The organism is Tahibacter soli, from assembly GCF_025717065.2.
Classification (GTDB): Bacteria; Pseudomonadota; Gammaproteobacteria; order Xanthomonadales; family Rhodanobacteraceae; genus Tahibacter; species Tahibacter soli.
Genome location: NZ_JAOVZO020000003.1, coordinates 321,281 through 335,004, shown reverse-complemented (window position 1 = coordinate 335,004; position 13,724 = coordinate 321,281). Strand labels below are relative to the sequence as shown.

The following is a 13,724-nucleotide window of genomic DNA, read 5'->3' as shown; positions in this document are numbered from 1 at the left end:
GACTACTCTCATGTCGAATACGATGCGTGCCGCGATCGTTCGCCGCTTCGGCGCTCCGCTGACGATTGAAGAGACGGCCATCCCCGAACCCCGCTACGGGGAAGTGCTGGTTCGCATTCTCGCGTGCGGCGTCTGCCATACCGATCTGCATGCGGCCGACGGCGACTGGCCGATTCAGCCCTCTCTGCCTTTCATACCGGGTCATGAAGGAATCGGCCTCGTCGCCGCGTGCGGTCCCGGCGTTACCCGTCTCCGGGAAGGCGACCTGGTCGGTCTGCCCTGGCTGCATGACGCCTGCGGCGCCTGCGAGCACTGCGTCAGCGGCTGGGAGACCGTATGCGAATCCCAGCACAACACCGGCTACGGTGTGAACGGCGCTTTCGCCGACTACGCGATCGGCAACGCCGCCTACGTGGTGCCGCTTCCGAGCGGCACGGACGAGATCCGGATGGCGCCCATCCTGTGCGCGGGAGTGACGACCTACAAAGGCATCAAGGAAACCGAGGCAAAGCCGGGGGAATGGCTCGCGATCGTCGGCATCGGCGGACTGGGACATGTGGGCATTCAGTACGCCAAGGCCATGGGCCTGCAGGTCGCCGCTCTCGACGTCGGCGCCGACAAGCTCGCGCTCGCGACATCGATGGGCGCCGATGTCGCCGTCGACGCGACCGACCCCGAAGCCGCGGCGCATGTCGCGCGGGCGACGGGCGGCGGCGCGCACGGCGTTCTCGTGACGGCGGTCTCGCTGCCCGCGTTCGCACAGGCCTTCAACCTGGTGCGCCGCCGCGGCACGATCAGCGTGGTCGGTCTTCCGCCCGGCGCGTTTCCGACGCCCGTGTTCGACGTCGTGCTCAAGCGCATCACCGTTCGCGGCTCGATCGTGGGTACGCGCAAGGATCTGGCCGAGGCCGTCGAATTCGCCGTCGCGAACAAGGTGACGACGCATACGCACACGGCCCGTCTGGAAGAGGTCAACCGGGTCTTCGACGACTTGCGCGCCGGGCGCGTCGACGGCCGTGTCGTTCTCGACATGACGGACCGGCGATGAGCGTTCCGGCAGCGGCGCTTGAGCCAGATCAACACGCAACAGGTGCGGCGATGTCCCAATGAGCCGGTAATCATCGGCGAGGCGGCGACTCCAATGTACAAACATCTCCTGCTTCCGATGGACGATTCGCCGGCATCGGAATCCGCTGTTCGCTGCGGCGTGCGTCTCGCGCGGCAGATGCATGCGAAGGTCACCGCGCTGCATATCGAACCGCCGCAGAGAGCCTCCGGCGGCGGCACAGCCGACGTCGATCGGGCGCGCGACATGCTCAACTACGCTGCCCGAGTGGCGCATGCGGCGGGTGTGGAGTGCAGCATGATCCGCGCGGCTGGCGACCAGCCTCACGAAGTGATCGTTTCCAGCGCGCTCAAGCTTGACTGCGACCTGATCGTCATGGCGTCGCATCGACGCGGCGCCGTTGCGGCGCTGCTGTTCGGCAGCCAGACGCAGCAGGTACTTGCGCATTGCGATCTGCCGGTGCTGGTGGTGAGCTGATGGCCACGCGCCTGCCGCGTTCGCGATCCGGAAACGCTTCGCGCTGCGCCGTCTGCGGCAAGCATCTGACCCGCTCGGCCGCGTCCTGGCCGCTCCACACGCTCGGCGCTTCGCTGCTCGAATACGCGCGCCGCACGCATGCGCAACTTTCGCTCAGAGGCCGCATCTGCGAGCAGGATCTGGACCGCCTGCGCAGCGGCTACGTACAGGACTCGCTCCGGCGCGAGAGTTTGCTCGCCGTCAGCATCGATGTCTCGACCAGCGACGATTGTTCGCTCGACGCCGGATCGGACAGCCGCACGCGCGGGCAACGGCTGTCCGACGCAATTGCATCGTTCGGCGGGAGCTGGGCGTTCCTTCTGTGGTTTTCGGCCGTCCTCGGCTCGTGGATCGTGATCAACGGCGCGCTTCTGCGCGACGCGGCATTCGATCCGCCGCCCTTCATCCTGCTCAATCTGGTGTTGTCGTGTCTCGCCGCAATCCAGGCACCGATCATTCTGATGAGCCAGAACCGCGCGGCCGCGCGCGATCGCGAACGCGCCGACCACGACTACCGGGTCAACCTGAAAGCCGAACTCGAGATCAGGCACCTTCACGAAAAGGTCAATCATCTCTTGCGGCTTCATGGCGAACGCGAGTTGGCGTCCGTCGCAGACGAAGCCGTCGAACCGGGCGCCGGCGGCGACGCCGGGCGCTGAGCGACGCGGCTGCGCACTCACCCGGCATCGCGGCCGAGGGCACGCATCTGCTGAAGGTACCTGTCGCGTCGGGCCGGCGTGAGATTTTCAACGGCCCCGATCAGCAGGCTGCGCACGGGACCGAACCCGCAAAAGCCCAGCACGTTGCGCTGAAGCGATTTCACGCTGTGCGCGCGAAAGAACCAGCGGTAGACGACGGCCGGCATTCCCATCGTGACGACAATCCTGGCCGATCTGCCGGCGAGCAGGCGAGTCGGGAAGCGGCCTTTTCGGGCCGCCGCGAACGCGAAGCCGGGACGAAAGACCTGCTCGAAAAGTCCTTTCAGGCGTGCCGGGACGTCGCCGAGCCAGAGCGGATACAGGACGACGAAGTGATCGCACCACGCGATGTCCGCCTGCGCGCCGCGGATCGCCTCCTCGGGTTCGGCGGATTCGAATTCCTGCTTCGTCGACAAAAGCCCGAACGTCATTCGCGCGACGTCGATACGCCGGACCTGGTGTCCGTTCTGCCGGGCTCCCGCCGCATAGGCGTCGGCGAGCGCGTGTACGAATCTTGCCGCATCCGGATCGGGGTGTCCGTCGAGGATCGTGATTTTCACGGGTCAGTGCCTCAGGTATACCGGGAGGCGCGCCTCTTCGAGCACGTGGCGCGTCGCACCGCCGAGCACCCATTCGCTGAAGCGGCTGTGGCCGTAGGCGCCCATGACCATCAGATCGGCGCCCGCCGCCTGAGCGGCCTGCAGCAGAGACTCGCCCGGCGTACGATCTCCGATCTTGTGCGGGTGGTACGTCGGACGCACGCCGTGCCGTTTCAGATACGTATCGATGCGCGGCAATTGCGACGCGGTCCGCTCTGAAGGTTCGCTCTGGAGCAGGACGACTTCGTCGGCGCGCAGCAGAAGTCCCAGCGACGACTGGACGGCGCGGACACATTCAACGGAACCGTTCCAGGCGACGGCGATGCGCCGCGGCGGCGCGGACGCTGCGCCGCGCACGACGATGCAAGGCCGACCGCAGGTCAGCAATACCTCGCCGAGCATCGCCGCGCGACCGGTTTCCGTGTCGGCGTCGGCCTGCAGCACGACGATGTCGTGCCAACTGGCTGCGGCGGCGACGGCACGTGCGAACGGCGCATCCGATGTTTCCCAGAGCGCCCTCGCTACACCCCGGCGCTGCGCCCAATCCAGGAAAGGCGCGGCACCCTCGACCGCCGCCTTGCGCTGTTCCAGCAGATAGCCGACGGCCTCGGCGATCACGCCGGGAGAGTTGAAGGCGGGTCCGCCGAGGAAGGGTTGCACTGCATACAGCGCCGTCAACGAAGCGCCAAGGCCCGCGGCGAGTTCGGCCGCGTAGACACAGGCCGCGTTTCGGTCGTAGGCGTCGGTCAGCGGCAACAGGATGTCTTGCATGGCGTTCTCTCCAGGAGTGGACGCTCGGCGATCTAGTGGCCGAGCAGTACGGGTATGTCGCCGTCGCGCAGGACTTGATCGAGCGTCGCGCCGGTGTCCCATTCGGTGAAGCGCTGATGGCGATACGCCCCGAGCACGAGGAGGTCGACCGCGTGTTCCGCGGCGAGCTCGACGAGCGTTCTGCCGCCTTGCGCCGCGCTGTCGCTTCGAACACGCGCCGCGAAGATGCCGCGTTCGGCCAGCCAGGTCGCCGCACACGGCGTTGCGTCGCACATCTCGTGCGACTTCCTGCCCGCGTCGAGGACGACGACGTGCTCGGCGCGACGAAGCAGCGGCAACGCCGCCTTGAGCGCTCGCATGGATTCGAGCGAGCCGTTCCAGCCGACGGCGATCCTGCGCGGCGGCGCCGGCGTCCGCGCGCCGAACGGGAGCACCGCACAAGGACGTCCGCCGTCGCACAGGATGGATTCCAGGTCCGCCAGCGCGGCTGGCGCATCGATCACGACGACGTCCGCCCACGCGGCATGGAAGCCGATCGACTCCGCCAATCCCGAACGGCAATGCACCACGCGCGTCGAAGCATCCGCGTCCACGAGAGACAGGTCGGCCGCCTTCCGCACCAGAACCGTGGTCCGCCCGCCCGACGACGGGGCGAGCGATCGCGCGTAGGCGATCGCTCGCGGCCAGTTTTCATCGTTGAGGCAAAAGACCAGCAGGTCGTCGAACATGACACCCAACCCCGTCGAATTCGCCGATCATCGGACGATGAGCACGGGCACCTTGCACCCGTGCAGCACCTTGGTTACGACAGACCCCAGCAGTAAATTTCCGAACGCGCCGTGGCCGTGCGAACCCATGACGACCATTGCGTATCGGCCGGCCGACGCCGTCTGCGAAATCGTCGTTCCGGGGTCGCCGACGAGGCATTGCTCGGTGCAGGCGATCCGCGCGCGCCGCAAAGCGGCGCGTGCGTGCTTGAGCGACGCCTTGGCATTGTCGGCGTGGTAGCGCTGAACTTCTTCACGCCCCAGTGCCCGGGCGACGCGCGTCATCAGCGGCGGGTCGACGTGCAGCAGCGTCAACGCGGCCCTGCCTTCGAACAGACGCCAGTTCGACGTTACATACTTGACGGCCCGGCGGCTGTGAGAGCCTCCATCGACGGCAAGGAGAATTTTCATCGCGAAGACCCCGCTCTCGACCGATACCTGCAAGCAATTCCCACCCGGCGCGAACAAAGGTACTCACATCGAGCGAGCGGACGACGACAGCGCCGCAACGGTAAGTAACGGTTCGTAACTCGCCGCGATGCTGCGAAGGCACGCCGATAGCCGGACTCGCCGGCGCGCCGCCATGCTCGAAAACCCGCACCTGAAAGAAGGGCCGTCCTCCGCCATCGGGCAGACGTGTCGGAAACGGCGCCGCCCGTTCCTGTATCGAGAGGCGGTGTCGCGCAGTCATCCGATCGCCCGGGCGGTCCAATTGTCCATTCTTGGACAGTACATCGCGCGACAGCCGCTTCTGCGAAGAGGCTGTCGCGCGGAAGGCACGGCAGGGGTACCATCGTCGCCGACCTTTTCGCTCCTTGCCGCCATGATCGGGTTCAGCGCAACGACTTCGCCCCACCTGCTGGCGGTCGACGACGATCGCGAAGTCCTCGACCTGCTCGTGCTTTACTTCACAAAGCAAGGTTTCCGCATCAGTACGGCAACGGGCGGCGACGAAATGCGGCGGCAGATCGCCGGCGAGACGATCGATCTCGTTCTGCTCGACCTTGGACTGCCCGGCGAGGACGGCCTCGCCCTGACGCGCTACCTGCGCGAGCACTGGCACGGTGCGGTGATTATCGTGACCGGCCGGGGCGACTCCGTGGACCGTATCGTCGGGCTCGAACTGGGTGCGGACGACTATGTGACGAAGCCGTTCGATCTGCGCGAACTGCTCGCGCGCGTGCGCAGCGTGCTGCGTCGTTCGGCCCCCGCGGAAAAGCCGCTTCCGACCGCAACGCCCGCTCGCGATGTCGTCGTGTTCGCCGACTTTCGGTTCGACCTCGCGGCACGCTCGCTGCACGCTCCCGACGGAAAGTCCGTCGCGCTCACGAGCGGCGAGTACGACCTGCTGCGTGCATTCGTCCTCCAGCCCAATCGCGTGCTCTCGCGAGACGCCTTGATGAGCAGCATTCACGGTCGCGAAGCCGGTCCGTTCGACCGGGCCATCGACATGCAGATCGGACGCCTCAGACGCAAGCTCGAGATCGACCCGAACCAGCCTGCATTGATCAAGTCCGTTCGCGGCGCCGGATATCTCTTCGTTCCTGCGGTGGAGCGCAAATGACGAGCCACGCACCGGACGAGCGATCCGCGCTTTATCGCGCCTTGTTCGAAACGGCCCCCGACGCGATGGTGGTGGTCGGTCTGGACGGTCGCATCGTGCTCGCCAATCCGCAGGCGGCGCTCTTGTTCGGATACGCGGTCGACGAACTACTTGGCCAGCCGGTCGAAATCATGCTGCCGGAGCACGTGCGCGATGCCCATCTGGCGCACAAGGCTCGCTACATGGAGCGGCCGCGCGTCCGGCCGATGGGAGCGGGACAGGAACTGGTCGGCCGTCGCCGCGACGGCACCCACTTTCCGGTCGAAATCGCGCTCAGCCCGGTCAGCGACGCCGGCGCGACGCTGTTCGCCGCGTCGATCCGCGATATTTCCGAGACGCAACGGCAGCGGCAGGCATTGGCGCGATCGCGGTACGACGCCTTCACGGCGAAGATCGGTCAGCTTGCGCTGGAGGCCCCGGATTTCGACCACCTTGCCGAGAAGGTCGCACCGCTGGTGGTCGAAGCCCTCGATGCCGACGGCGCGGGAATCTTCGTGCTGCAACCGCAACGCGGCGAGATTCTTTCCTGTGCCGCGCGCAGCGTCGACTCCGACGTCGTCGCTGCGGCTTGCCGTTCGATCGACCTGAGCGCCGTCGCCGGCGCGGGTGCGGGTGCCGAAGCACATCCCCTCGATTCGTTCGTGCCGGCGTCGATACGCAGCGACTTCGCGGCAGCCGGCGTCGAGGGCGGCTGTTTCGTACCGATATTGAACATGGCCAACCCGATGGGGGCGCTGGTCGTGCTGATGCGCAGGCGCCGCGTTTTCGACCGCGATGCCGAACATTTCCTCAAGGTGGTCGCCAACGTGCTCGCGACCGCGGCGCTGCGCCACCAGACGCAGGACCAGCTTGCGCACGCGCAGCGCCTCGACGCGGTCGGCCAGCTGACCGGCGGAATCGCGCACGATTTCAACAATCTCCTGACGATCGTCTCCGGCAACCTGCAAATCCTCGAGGACGAGCTGGTCGACAACCCCGATGCGAGCGACGTGATCGCGCGCGCGCTGCGTGCGGTCGGCCGCGGCGCGGAACTCACGCGCAAGCTCCTGGCATTCGCGCGGCGCCAGCGTCTGAGTCCGGCCGCGATCGATACGCGCAAGCTGCTCGACGAACTCGGCGTCATGCTCAAGCGCACGCTCGGCGAAACGATCCGCGTCGAGGTGGATTGCGGGGAAGCCGGCAAGGCACTGCCGCCCGTATTCGCCGATCCCTCGCAGCTGGAAGGTGCCTTGCTGAATCTTGCCCTGAACGCCCGCGATGCGATGCCGCGCGGCGGGCGTCTGGAGCTGACTGCCCGAGCGCTCGACGTCGACGCCGGCGCGGCGACGAGCGAACTGCCCGCCGGCAACTATATCGCCGTATCGGTAGCCGACAGCGGTCTCGGCATGTCGCCCGACGTGCTCGCGCGCGCGTTCGAGCCCTTCTTCACGACCAAGGAAGCAGGCAAGGGAAGCGGCCTCGGTCTGAGCATGGTTTACGGCTTCGTCAAGCAGTCCGGCGGACATCTCCTGGCGCAAAGCCAACTCGGCTACGGTACGCTCATCGAGCTGTATCTGCCCGTCGCCTCGACCGGCGCTCCCGGTATCGTCAACGCCCCCGCCGCCACGCCTCGCCGGGGCAAGGAGGCGATACTCGTCGTCGAGGACGAGTTCGAAGTGCGCGGCATCGCCGTCGCGTTTCTGCGCTCCCTCGGCTATTCCGTCCACGAAGCCTCCGACGCGGCCCAGGCACTCGCCGTACTGCGCGACGAACCCGAGATCGCGTTGCTTTTCAGCGACGTCGTGCTCGGAAACGGCCAGACCGGCATCGAACTCGCATACGCGGCACGATCGATGCGCCCGGATCTGCCGGTGTTGCTGACGTCCGGATACGACGGCCTGGATTCGGATCTTCCGCGCGGCGTACCCCTCGTTCGGAAACCCTACCGCAAGGAAGATCTCGCCGGTGCCGTGCGCGACGTTCTCGACCGCGCGCCGTAACGAGTCGTCAGGCCGCTCTCGCCTCGTCGCCGCACCCGCACGCCAGAGCCTCGAGCTGCGACGTACTGCGGATGCGAATCTCGCGCCGGTCGACCTCGATCAGGCCGGTTGCCGCCAGATGCGACAGCGCGCGCGTCACCGTCTCATGCTTGAGTGCCAGGAAATTGCCGATGTCGACGCGGCTCATGCGCAGCACGAAATGGCTCGCGCTGAAACCCAGCGCCTTGTAGCGCTCGGCAAGGTCGAGCAGAAATCCCGCGACGCGACGCTCGGCCGACAACGTACCGATCGCCAGCATCCAGCTGCGATCACGCCGAAGCTCCGTCGCCAATGCCTGCATCAGCGCCCCGTGCAACTGCGGCACCGCCAGGCACGCGGCAAGAACCGCGGGATAGGGCAATTCGACGATTTCACAGGTGTCCAATGCGACGACGTCGTTGACGTGCGTGGCGGAGCCGATCGACTCCGCGCCGAGGAGATCGCCGCGCATGGAGAAGCCGGTCACCTGTTCTCGCCCGTCGCTCGTGACGAGACTCGTGCGCAGGAATCCGGCGTGCACGAAGTACAGCGCCCTGAACGGCTGGCCGGCGCGAAAGAGGTGCTGCCCGGCGAGGAGGCGCCGCCGCAATACCGGCACATGCGCGGCGACCGCATCGATGTCGAGTGCCGGGGCCGGCAATCTGGGCGAAAGCGCATGGGTGGAGGCGGTTGACGAAACGGTGGATGCGACGGCGGACATGATGAGCTCCGGTGCGGGACTGCGACGATTTCGTGCTGTGCAAGCTACACGGCCGCGACGTGCGGACGACGACGGTGCCGCAACCGTTTGTAACGGTGCGTAACCGTCGCATGTGTTGACCCGACTCGACGTGCGCCGGCAGAGAGAGCGCGCGGCACGAATCGGACCGTGGCGGCGCATGGGCGGGACTACGCCACGCCGGGCGGCGCCGGGTACGTCGCTATAATTTCTCGGAAATTTTCAATGTCGACGCGCGGCAGCCCGATGGGGCTCGCCGGAGAACGCGAAGCTGCGGATGCCGGCCGGCGAACTGCGGGCCGCGCCCGATCCGGCGCGGGGCATCGAACGGCATCGCCCGAGCTTTCGTGTGCCGGTTCGATTGTCCGGTCGCGATCGACGAATGATGGCTCGACGCAAGCCGCTCGCCGTGCGCGGCGCACCGCTGCCCGACGCGACGATGCGCTGCGACGGCTGCGATGTGCGGCGCGGTCGCAACGCATCGATCACCGCTCTATCGGCTTCGGGAACGCAACCGGCCTACAGGCGCAGACGATGGGTCACCAGCGTCGGGTCGTCCGGATCCGTGGTGCGCGTGAATCCGAAAGCGTCGGCCAGATCGCGCATTGCATGGTTGTCTGCGGCGTCGATCGAATACATCTCCCGTATCCCTCGTTCCCGCGCGACGTCGACCAGGTGCTCGAGGAGCACCGTTCCGAGACCGCGTCCCTGCCATTCGTCGGCGACCGTGACGGCGCATTCGCAGCGGGTTCCGTCCGCCGAGGTGCCGTAGCGCGCGACACCGATCTCCTTTTTTTCGTTGTCGGCGTGCAGCAATGCCACGAACGCAACATCATGCACATAGTCGATATCGGTCAACGAGCGAATGAGCTCGTCGCTCGGCGACGCGATCTGCCCCAGAAACCGAAATCGGCGCGACGCCGGCGACAGTCTCTCGATGAACGTCCGCTCGAGCGCCGCATCTTCTTTGCGCAAGGCCCGGATCAGTACACCCGTCCCGTCGCGCAGCCGATGCGTCCAACGCGGCGTTTCCGCGGATATCGGGGTCGTGACGAGGGAATGATCTGATGCGGCCTGGGGAGCTTGCGAAGTCACGTCGTTCATTGCACATCTCCTTGAGAGGTCGTTGGCGCATCCTGCGCGCATTGGCGCCATGGAACTTGACATCGATCAACTTCATCCGTGCGCGAAGCACGGCAACGGGCAACGGGCTTGTCTGCCTTCGCAGCGCTCGGGGAGCCGTCACCAGGAAATCGAGTCCCGCACAGATCGCCTTGTTCAGAAGGCAATCGCCGCAGCTACTACCAGCGGTATCGCGATCAGCCGGAACGGGATCACGCCGACCTGCCGAGACGCGAAGGTACGGAATCCAAGACCGCGCGTCGTCATCGCTTTCTCCGGAGGGAAAGCTCGGATTCGTCGCGGCAACGGGCAGCACCTGGCGTAACTCGGCAAGCGCCGCCGCCGGCACGACAACGGGGCGCAGCGGACGATCCGCCGACGCCCCGTCGTGACGACTACGTACCCGTCGCCGTCGTCATGATGCTCGGCGCGCCGTTCGCCTTGTCGGTGAACACGACGTACGCGTCGCCGCCGAAGCTCACCGCGCTCAGGCCGTACTTCGTCTGCAGCGGCGCGCTCACGCCGTTGCCGTTCGACGTTCCCGAGATCAGGTAGTCGACCCAGCGGTTGGCTTTCGGCTCGTAGCCGTGGGTGTAGATGTTCCCATTGTTGTCGTTGACGACCAGCACCACCGCGCCGCCGTATTCGACGAGGCTCAGCGCCGAATGCGTTCTCACCGGCTGCCCGTTCGCACTCTTCACCGCGGCGGTCAGCTGGGTCCAGGCGGTGTTGCCGCCGGTATTGCGCAGCACCTGGATCGCGTTGTTGTTCGCCGAATCGGCGAATGCCAGCAGCAGAGCGCCGCCGAATTCGATCAGGCTCACCGGCAATGTCGTCTTCGGATACACCGCGGCGCCGCCGCCCGCCGTGTAGACAACCGGCTTCGGCGTCCCGAACGCGCCCTCGCCGTTCCATGTGAAGAAAACGATGTTGCCCGTGCTGTTCGGCACCGAACGCGCCGGAAACGCCATGTAGAGGCCCACGCCGCCGATGCTGCACAGCGCCACTCGCGGCGCGGCGTCGCTGCCGCTCGTCGGCGCGATCAGTTTGTAGGTGCCGGTGTCGGCGGCGTCGAGCGCCGGTTGCAGGGGGCGCCGGTCGGCGTCGACCAGAACCGCGTGGTCGTCAGCCAGGTTCCCTGATACAGGGTGCCGTCGGAACCGGCGAACACGATGAACGCCGAGCCCGGCGAAGCGACGATGGCCGGATCGCCGCCGTTGACGGTCTGCGACGGGTTGCTGCCGATCGCGAATTCCAACGGCGTGTACACCTTGAAAGTCGGCGCGTCGGTCATCGGCACCGGGATGTAGTGCAGGTGGTGATTGCTGCCGTCGCTGCTCGTTTTGCGGAACGCGACGAGCAGCGTGTTCTGCTGCGGCAGATCGAATGCGACGGGCGGAATCGGGCCGCCGAGGCTGCCGGGCGGCAGGTTGTTGATCGCATTCGGGTTCCAATTGGTGACGATCGCCGCGGTCGGGGCGAGGTCGTTCTCGCTCGAACCGATGATGCGATGGCTCTGCCACGCGACCGAATGCGCAGGTCCCGTCGCCGTTTGCGGCGGCGCACCGCCCGGGCTGTGCACGCCGCCGGCCGGCATGCGCCAATAAGTGGAACCGTAGGAAAAGGTACTCGTCCACACGCGGCAGCGCAGGTCTTCCAATCGGTCGCGCACCTTGGGTGAGCTGCCATTGAGCACGTACAGCGGCGACCAGTTGCGCTTGTCGAGTGCATTGGTCACGACATCGAGCGACGGAATCATGTCGAGCGCGGCGAACGCCGGAGACGCCGCAGCCGCCTTGCCGTTCTGCAGCGCGGTGATCACTTCGCCGAGCGAGATGCTGACGGCCTTCTTCGCCCTCGAGTAGTTCGTCTGGTTCACCGGATCGAAGAGGCGCTTGTCGCCGTAGGCCGTCCACACGTTGGCATCCTTGTCCTGCACGATGAGGCCGTTGTAGCAGTCCTCGTCGTGCATCAGCAGCGAGCACATGGAGGCCGCGATGCTCGTGCTCAGCGCCTTGCGCGGCGTGCGCAGGTGGCCCGACGAAAACAGGTCGGTCAGGAAGTGACACGCGAACGCTTCCAGCGCATAGGCCAGCGTCTCGCTGCCGTTCGCCGCGGCCTGCACCGCCAAGGTATGGCCCGCGCGATACGCGGCGATCGCGTTCGCGCCGAAGTGGTCCCAGTTCACGGCCGCAAGCTGGAGGAAGCTGCCTTGCGAGAAGTACCACGGCGAGGTGGGATAGGCGCCGCTCGCGACGTTGTAGCGCGCATCGAATTCGTGATTGGCGTTCGTCTGCGAATACGCCTGCGACGACGCATCCTGCGCCTTGGGATCGGCCGCGAGGATCTGCGCGGTCGCGTTCGCGACCGCGTCCGACTGCGCCTGCATCACGGCGAGAATGTTCTGCGCCTGGTACACGCCGTTGGTCGATGTCTCCGTGTACAGCGTGTCGAACGCGTTCTGAAAGCGCTGCTGCTGCTCCTGAGGATTCGCGCCGTCGGAAATCGGCTGGCTCGGCACGCCGTAGAAGTCGCCGGCCAGCGCGAGGATCTGGCCGAAGCTCAGCAACTGTCCGCCTTGCGTCTGGAAGTAGTTGACGTCAGGCGGCGACTGCGTAAACGCGCTGCCATCCGAGTGATAGAACGTCAGGCCGTCACCGAGCGCCTCGTGCTCGGGCCCCTCGAACAACTGGAGGCCGGGCCCGTCGAACGGCGGAGCGAGGAAGCGCGTGTATTTGCGCCGGTCGCGGGGAATGACGAACGGCGGCACGTTGTCGACGGGGCGCGTGTCGTCAATGGCGGTCGCGGAGGACTCGCCGGTCTTTTCGGTCGTTTCGGTCATGGCGCGGGTTCCGATGGGCGGGGCGGACAACTGTACGAGTACCCATAGCGTCATTGGATACAGGCACCGATCACGCCCGGTCGAAAAAAACTCGCGATGCGACCGCCGAGGCTACGCGCCGACAACGACCACTTGAGGCTCGTCGTCGCCGACGGTCGAAGCGCTGCCGGGCTTTGCCCGATCGAGCGGGCCCTGTCGGAACCGCCGCGCGTACGCTGCGACATGCCTCGGGAACAGCGCCCGGGCATCTGGCGGATCGAAATCGCGTTTCCGGGCAAGGTAACGGCGGAAAACACGTTCAGTGTGGTCGCCAGCCGCTAGACCCTGACCTGCCGCGCCCGATGTGTTCTCATCGCGCTTTGCATCCGAGGCAATGGCCATGCTCTGGCTGATCCTGTCGACGAGCGCGTTTGCCGCCGGCGATTTTCGCGTGGAGCCGTGTCGCCACGTCTTGAATGTCGACATCGCGTTTTCCGTGCCGCCGTCGAGCGACGCACGGCGACTCGATATCCGGTCGTGCGGCGCCGGCATCGCGAGCGATGCGTCGAGCGGTCGCGACCTCTTCCGGCTTCGCATTCGATCGGACGACGGCCGGCTGACGCACATCGTCGCCGACGATCTGAAGCGCAATATCCGTGTGGAAAAATCGGACATTCCGCTCGGCGTGCGGACGCAGTTCGGCAGCGACGCGCCGGGTCGCGAATGGCGCGTCAGCGTGCGCATCACACCGGATACGAAAAACGACGACTCGCCGAAGCTGCTGAGCGTGGACATCGAGAACCAGCCGATCGACGCCGTTGCGGCACGGCTGCAGGCGATCGGCGGCTGGACGTTGCGCGGCGCCGAACTCCTGGGCGATCGGCGCGCCACGTTTCGCTTCGAGTCGATTCCGCTCGACTCGATGCTGCAGTTGATCGCCGACGTCGCCGGGGTCGATATACAGTCGAACGGCGTCGACGAGGCGACGTTCTCCAGGCGCGCGTCGTCACCGTAGCGACGCGCGC

General features: G+C 66.4%; 15 protein-coding genes. 6 read left to right on the top strand and 9 right to left on the bottom strand.

What is annotated here, in order from left to right:
* Nucleotides 1-10: 10 nt before the first annotated feature.
* From adhP to OD750_RS03850, 3 genes are read left to right on the top strand one after another with little or no spacing between them, the layout of a single operon-like run.
* The gene (adhP, locus tag OD750_RS03860; protein WP_263542892.1) at nucleotides 11-1,048 is read left to right on the top strand and encodes an alcohol dehydrogenase AdhP; all 1,038 of its coding nucleotides are present in this window, start codon (nucleotides 11-13) and stop codon (nucleotides 1,046-1,048) included.
* 18 nt (nucleotides 1,049-1,066) lie between these two features.
* A complete protein-coding gene (locus OD750_RS03855) occupies nucleotides 1,067-1,543 on the top strand; it encodes a universal stress protein (RefSeq protein ID WP_263542891.1) in 477 nt (158 codons plus the stop codon).
* Complete coding sequence (locus tag OD750_RS03850; protein ID WP_263542890.1) at nucleotides 1,543-2,241, top strand: DUF1003 domain-containing protein; 699 nt, start codon at nucleotides 1,543-1,545, stop codon at nucleotides 2,239-2,241. Before OD750_RS03855 ends, OD750_RS03850 begins: the two co-directional genes overlap by 1 nt.
* A 17-nt stretch (nucleotides 2,242-2,258) precedes the next feature.
* On the opposite strand, the gene OD750_RS03845 is transcribed toward OD750_RS03850, so the two are convergent.
* Genes OD750_RS03845 through OD750_RS03830 form a run of 4 tightly spaced genes read right to left on the bottom strand, consistent with a single transcriptional unit; the run spans nucleotide 2,259 to nucleotide 4,828 of the window.
* A complete protein-coding gene (locus OD750_RS03845; RefSeq protein ID WP_263542889.1) occupies nucleotides 2,259-2,840 on the bottom strand; it encodes an NAD(P)H-dependent oxidoreductase in 582 nt (193 codons plus the stop codon).
* A 3-nt stretch (nucleotides 2,841-2,843) separates the two neighbouring features.
* Nucleotides 2,844-3,650 (bottom strand): universal stress protein, encoded by an 807-nt coding sequence (locus OD750_RS03840; RefSeq protein WP_263542888.1) that lies wholly within the window; start codon nucleotides 3,648-3,650, stop codon nucleotides 2,844-2,846.
* A gap of 32 nt (nucleotides 3,651-3,682) precedes the next feature.
* Entirely contained in the window at nucleotides 3,683-4,378 is a 696-nt protein-coding gene (locus OD750_RS03835) for a universal stress protein (protein WP_263542887.1), read from the bottom strand.
* A gap of 27 nt (nucleotides 4,379-4,405) precedes the next feature.
* Nucleotides 4,406-4,828, bottom strand: coding sequence for a universal stress protein (locus OD750_RS03830; RefSeq protein ID WP_263542886.1), 423 nt, complete (start codon nucleotides 4,826-4,828; stop codon nucleotides 4,406-4,408).
* Between the two features lie 172 nt (nucleotides 4,829-5,000).
* On the opposite strand from OD750_RS03830, the gene OD750_RS03825 reads away from it, so the two are divergent.
* Together OD750_RS03825 and OD750_RS03820 are read left to right on the top strand one after the other, a co-directional pair.
* The gene (locus OD750_RS03825) at nucleotides 5,001-5,981 is read left to right on the top strand and encodes a response regulator (protein WP_263542885.1); all 981 of its coding nucleotides are present in this window, start codon (nucleotides 5,001-5,003) and stop codon (nucleotides 5,979-5,981) included.
* Nucleotides 5,978-7,999 (top strand): PAS domain-containing hybrid sensor histidine kinase/response regulator, encoded by a 2,022-nt coding sequence (locus OD750_RS03820; RefSeq protein WP_263542884.1) that lies wholly within the window; start codon nucleotides 5,978-5,980, stop codon nucleotides 7,997-7,999. The genes OD750_RS03825 and OD750_RS03820 overlap by 4 nt, the downstream gene beginning before the upstream one ends.
* Nucleotides 8,000-8,006: 7 nt before the next feature.
* Here OD750_RS03820 and OD750_RS03815 read toward each other — a convergent pair whose 3' ends face one another.
* From OD750_RS03815 to OD750_RS03795, 5 genes are all read right to left on the bottom strand, one after another.
* The gene (locus OD750_RS03815) at nucleotides 8,007-8,738 is read right to left on the bottom strand and encodes a Crp/Fnr family transcriptional regulator (RefSeq protein WP_263542883.1); all 732 of its coding nucleotides are present in this window, start codon (nucleotides 8,736-8,738) and stop codon (nucleotides 8,007-8,009) included.
* A 537-nt stretch (nucleotides 8,739-9,275) separates the two neighbouring features.
* Entirely contained in the window at nucleotides 9,276-9,860 is a 585-nt protein-coding gene (locus tag OD750_RS03810) for a GNAT family N-acetyltransferase (protein WP_272841772.1), read from the bottom strand.
* Between the two features lie 413 nt (nucleotides 9,861-10,273).
* Nucleotides 10,274-10,885, bottom strand: coding sequence for a hypothetical protein (locus OD750_RS03805; RefSeq protein WP_263542881.1), 612 nt, complete (start codon nucleotides 10,883-10,885; stop codon nucleotides 10,274-10,276).
* A 35-nt stretch (nucleotides 10,886-10,920) separates the two neighbouring features.
* Nucleotides 10,921-12,720, bottom strand: coding sequence for a hypothetical protein (locus OD750_RS03800; RefSeq protein WP_263542880.1), 1,800 nt, complete (start codon nucleotides 12,718-12,720; stop codon nucleotides 10,921-10,923).
* Between the two features lie 111 nt (nucleotides 12,721-12,831).
* A complete protein-coding gene (locus tag OD750_RS03795; RefSeq protein ID WP_263542879.1) occupies nucleotides 12,832-13,101 on the bottom strand; it encodes a hypothetical protein in 270 nt (89 codons plus the stop codon).
* Between OD750_RS03795 and OD750_RS03790 the strand changes: the two genes are divergently transcribed.
* Nucleotides 13,100-13,714 (top strand): hypothetical protein, encoded by a 615-nt coding sequence (locus OD750_RS03790; RefSeq protein WP_263542878.1) that lies wholly within the window; start codon nucleotides 13,100-13,102, stop codon nucleotides 13,712-13,714. The genes OD750_RS03795 and OD750_RS03790 overlap by 2 nt on opposite strands.
* Nucleotides 13,715-13,724 lie beyond the last annotated feature (10 nt).

Bases quoted from the DNA above. Each gene is read 5' to 3' on its own strand.
- adhP (WP_263542892.1), top strand. From the start codon at position 11: ATGTCGAATACGATGCGTGCCGCGATCGTTCGCCGCTTCGGCGCTCCG.
- OD750_RS03850 (WP_263542890.1), top strand. From the start codon at position 1,543: ATGGCCACGCGCCTGCCGCGTTCGCGATCCGGAAACGCTTCGCGCTGC.
- OD750_RS03840 (WP_263542888.1), bottom strand. From the start codon at position 3,650: ATGCAAGACATCCTGTTGCCGCTGACCGACGCCTACGACCGAAACGCG.
- OD750_RS03835 (WP_263542887.1), bottom strand. From the start codon at position 4,378: ATGTTCGACGACCTGCTGGTCTTTTGCCTCAACGATGAAAACTGGCCG.
- OD750_RS03830 (WP_263542886.1), bottom strand. From the start codon at position 4,828: ATGAAAATTCTCCTTGCCGTCGATGGAGGCTCTCACAGCCGCCGGGCC.
- OD750_RS03825 (WP_263542885.1), top strand. From the start codon at position 5,001: ATGCTCGAAAACCCGCACCTGAAAGAAGGGCCGTCCTCCGCCATCGGG.
- OD750_RS03820 (WP_263542884.1), top strand. From the start codon at position 5,978: ATGACGAGCCACGCACCGGACGAGCGATCCGCGCTTTATCGCGCCTTG.
- OD750_RS03815 (WP_263542883.1), bottom strand. From the start codon at position 8,738: ATGTCCGCCGTCGCATCCACCGTTTCGTCAACCGCCTCCACCCATGCG.
- OD750_RS03810 (WP_272841772.1), bottom strand. From the start codon at position 9,860: ATGAACGACGTGACTTCGCAAGCTCCCCAGGCCGCATCAGATCATTCC.
- OD750_RS03800 (WP_263542880.1), bottom strand. From the start codon at position 12,720: ATGACCGAAACGACCGAAAAGACCGGCGAGTCCTCCGCGACCGCCATT.
- OD750_RS03790 (WP_263542878.1), top strand. From the start codon at position 13,100: ATGCTCTGGCTGATCCTGTCGACGAGCGCGTTTGCCGCCGGCGATTTT.
- OD750_RS03795 (WP_263542879.1), bottom strand. From the start codon at position 13,101: ATGGCCATTGCCTCGGATGCAAAGCGCGATGAGAACACATCGGGCGCG.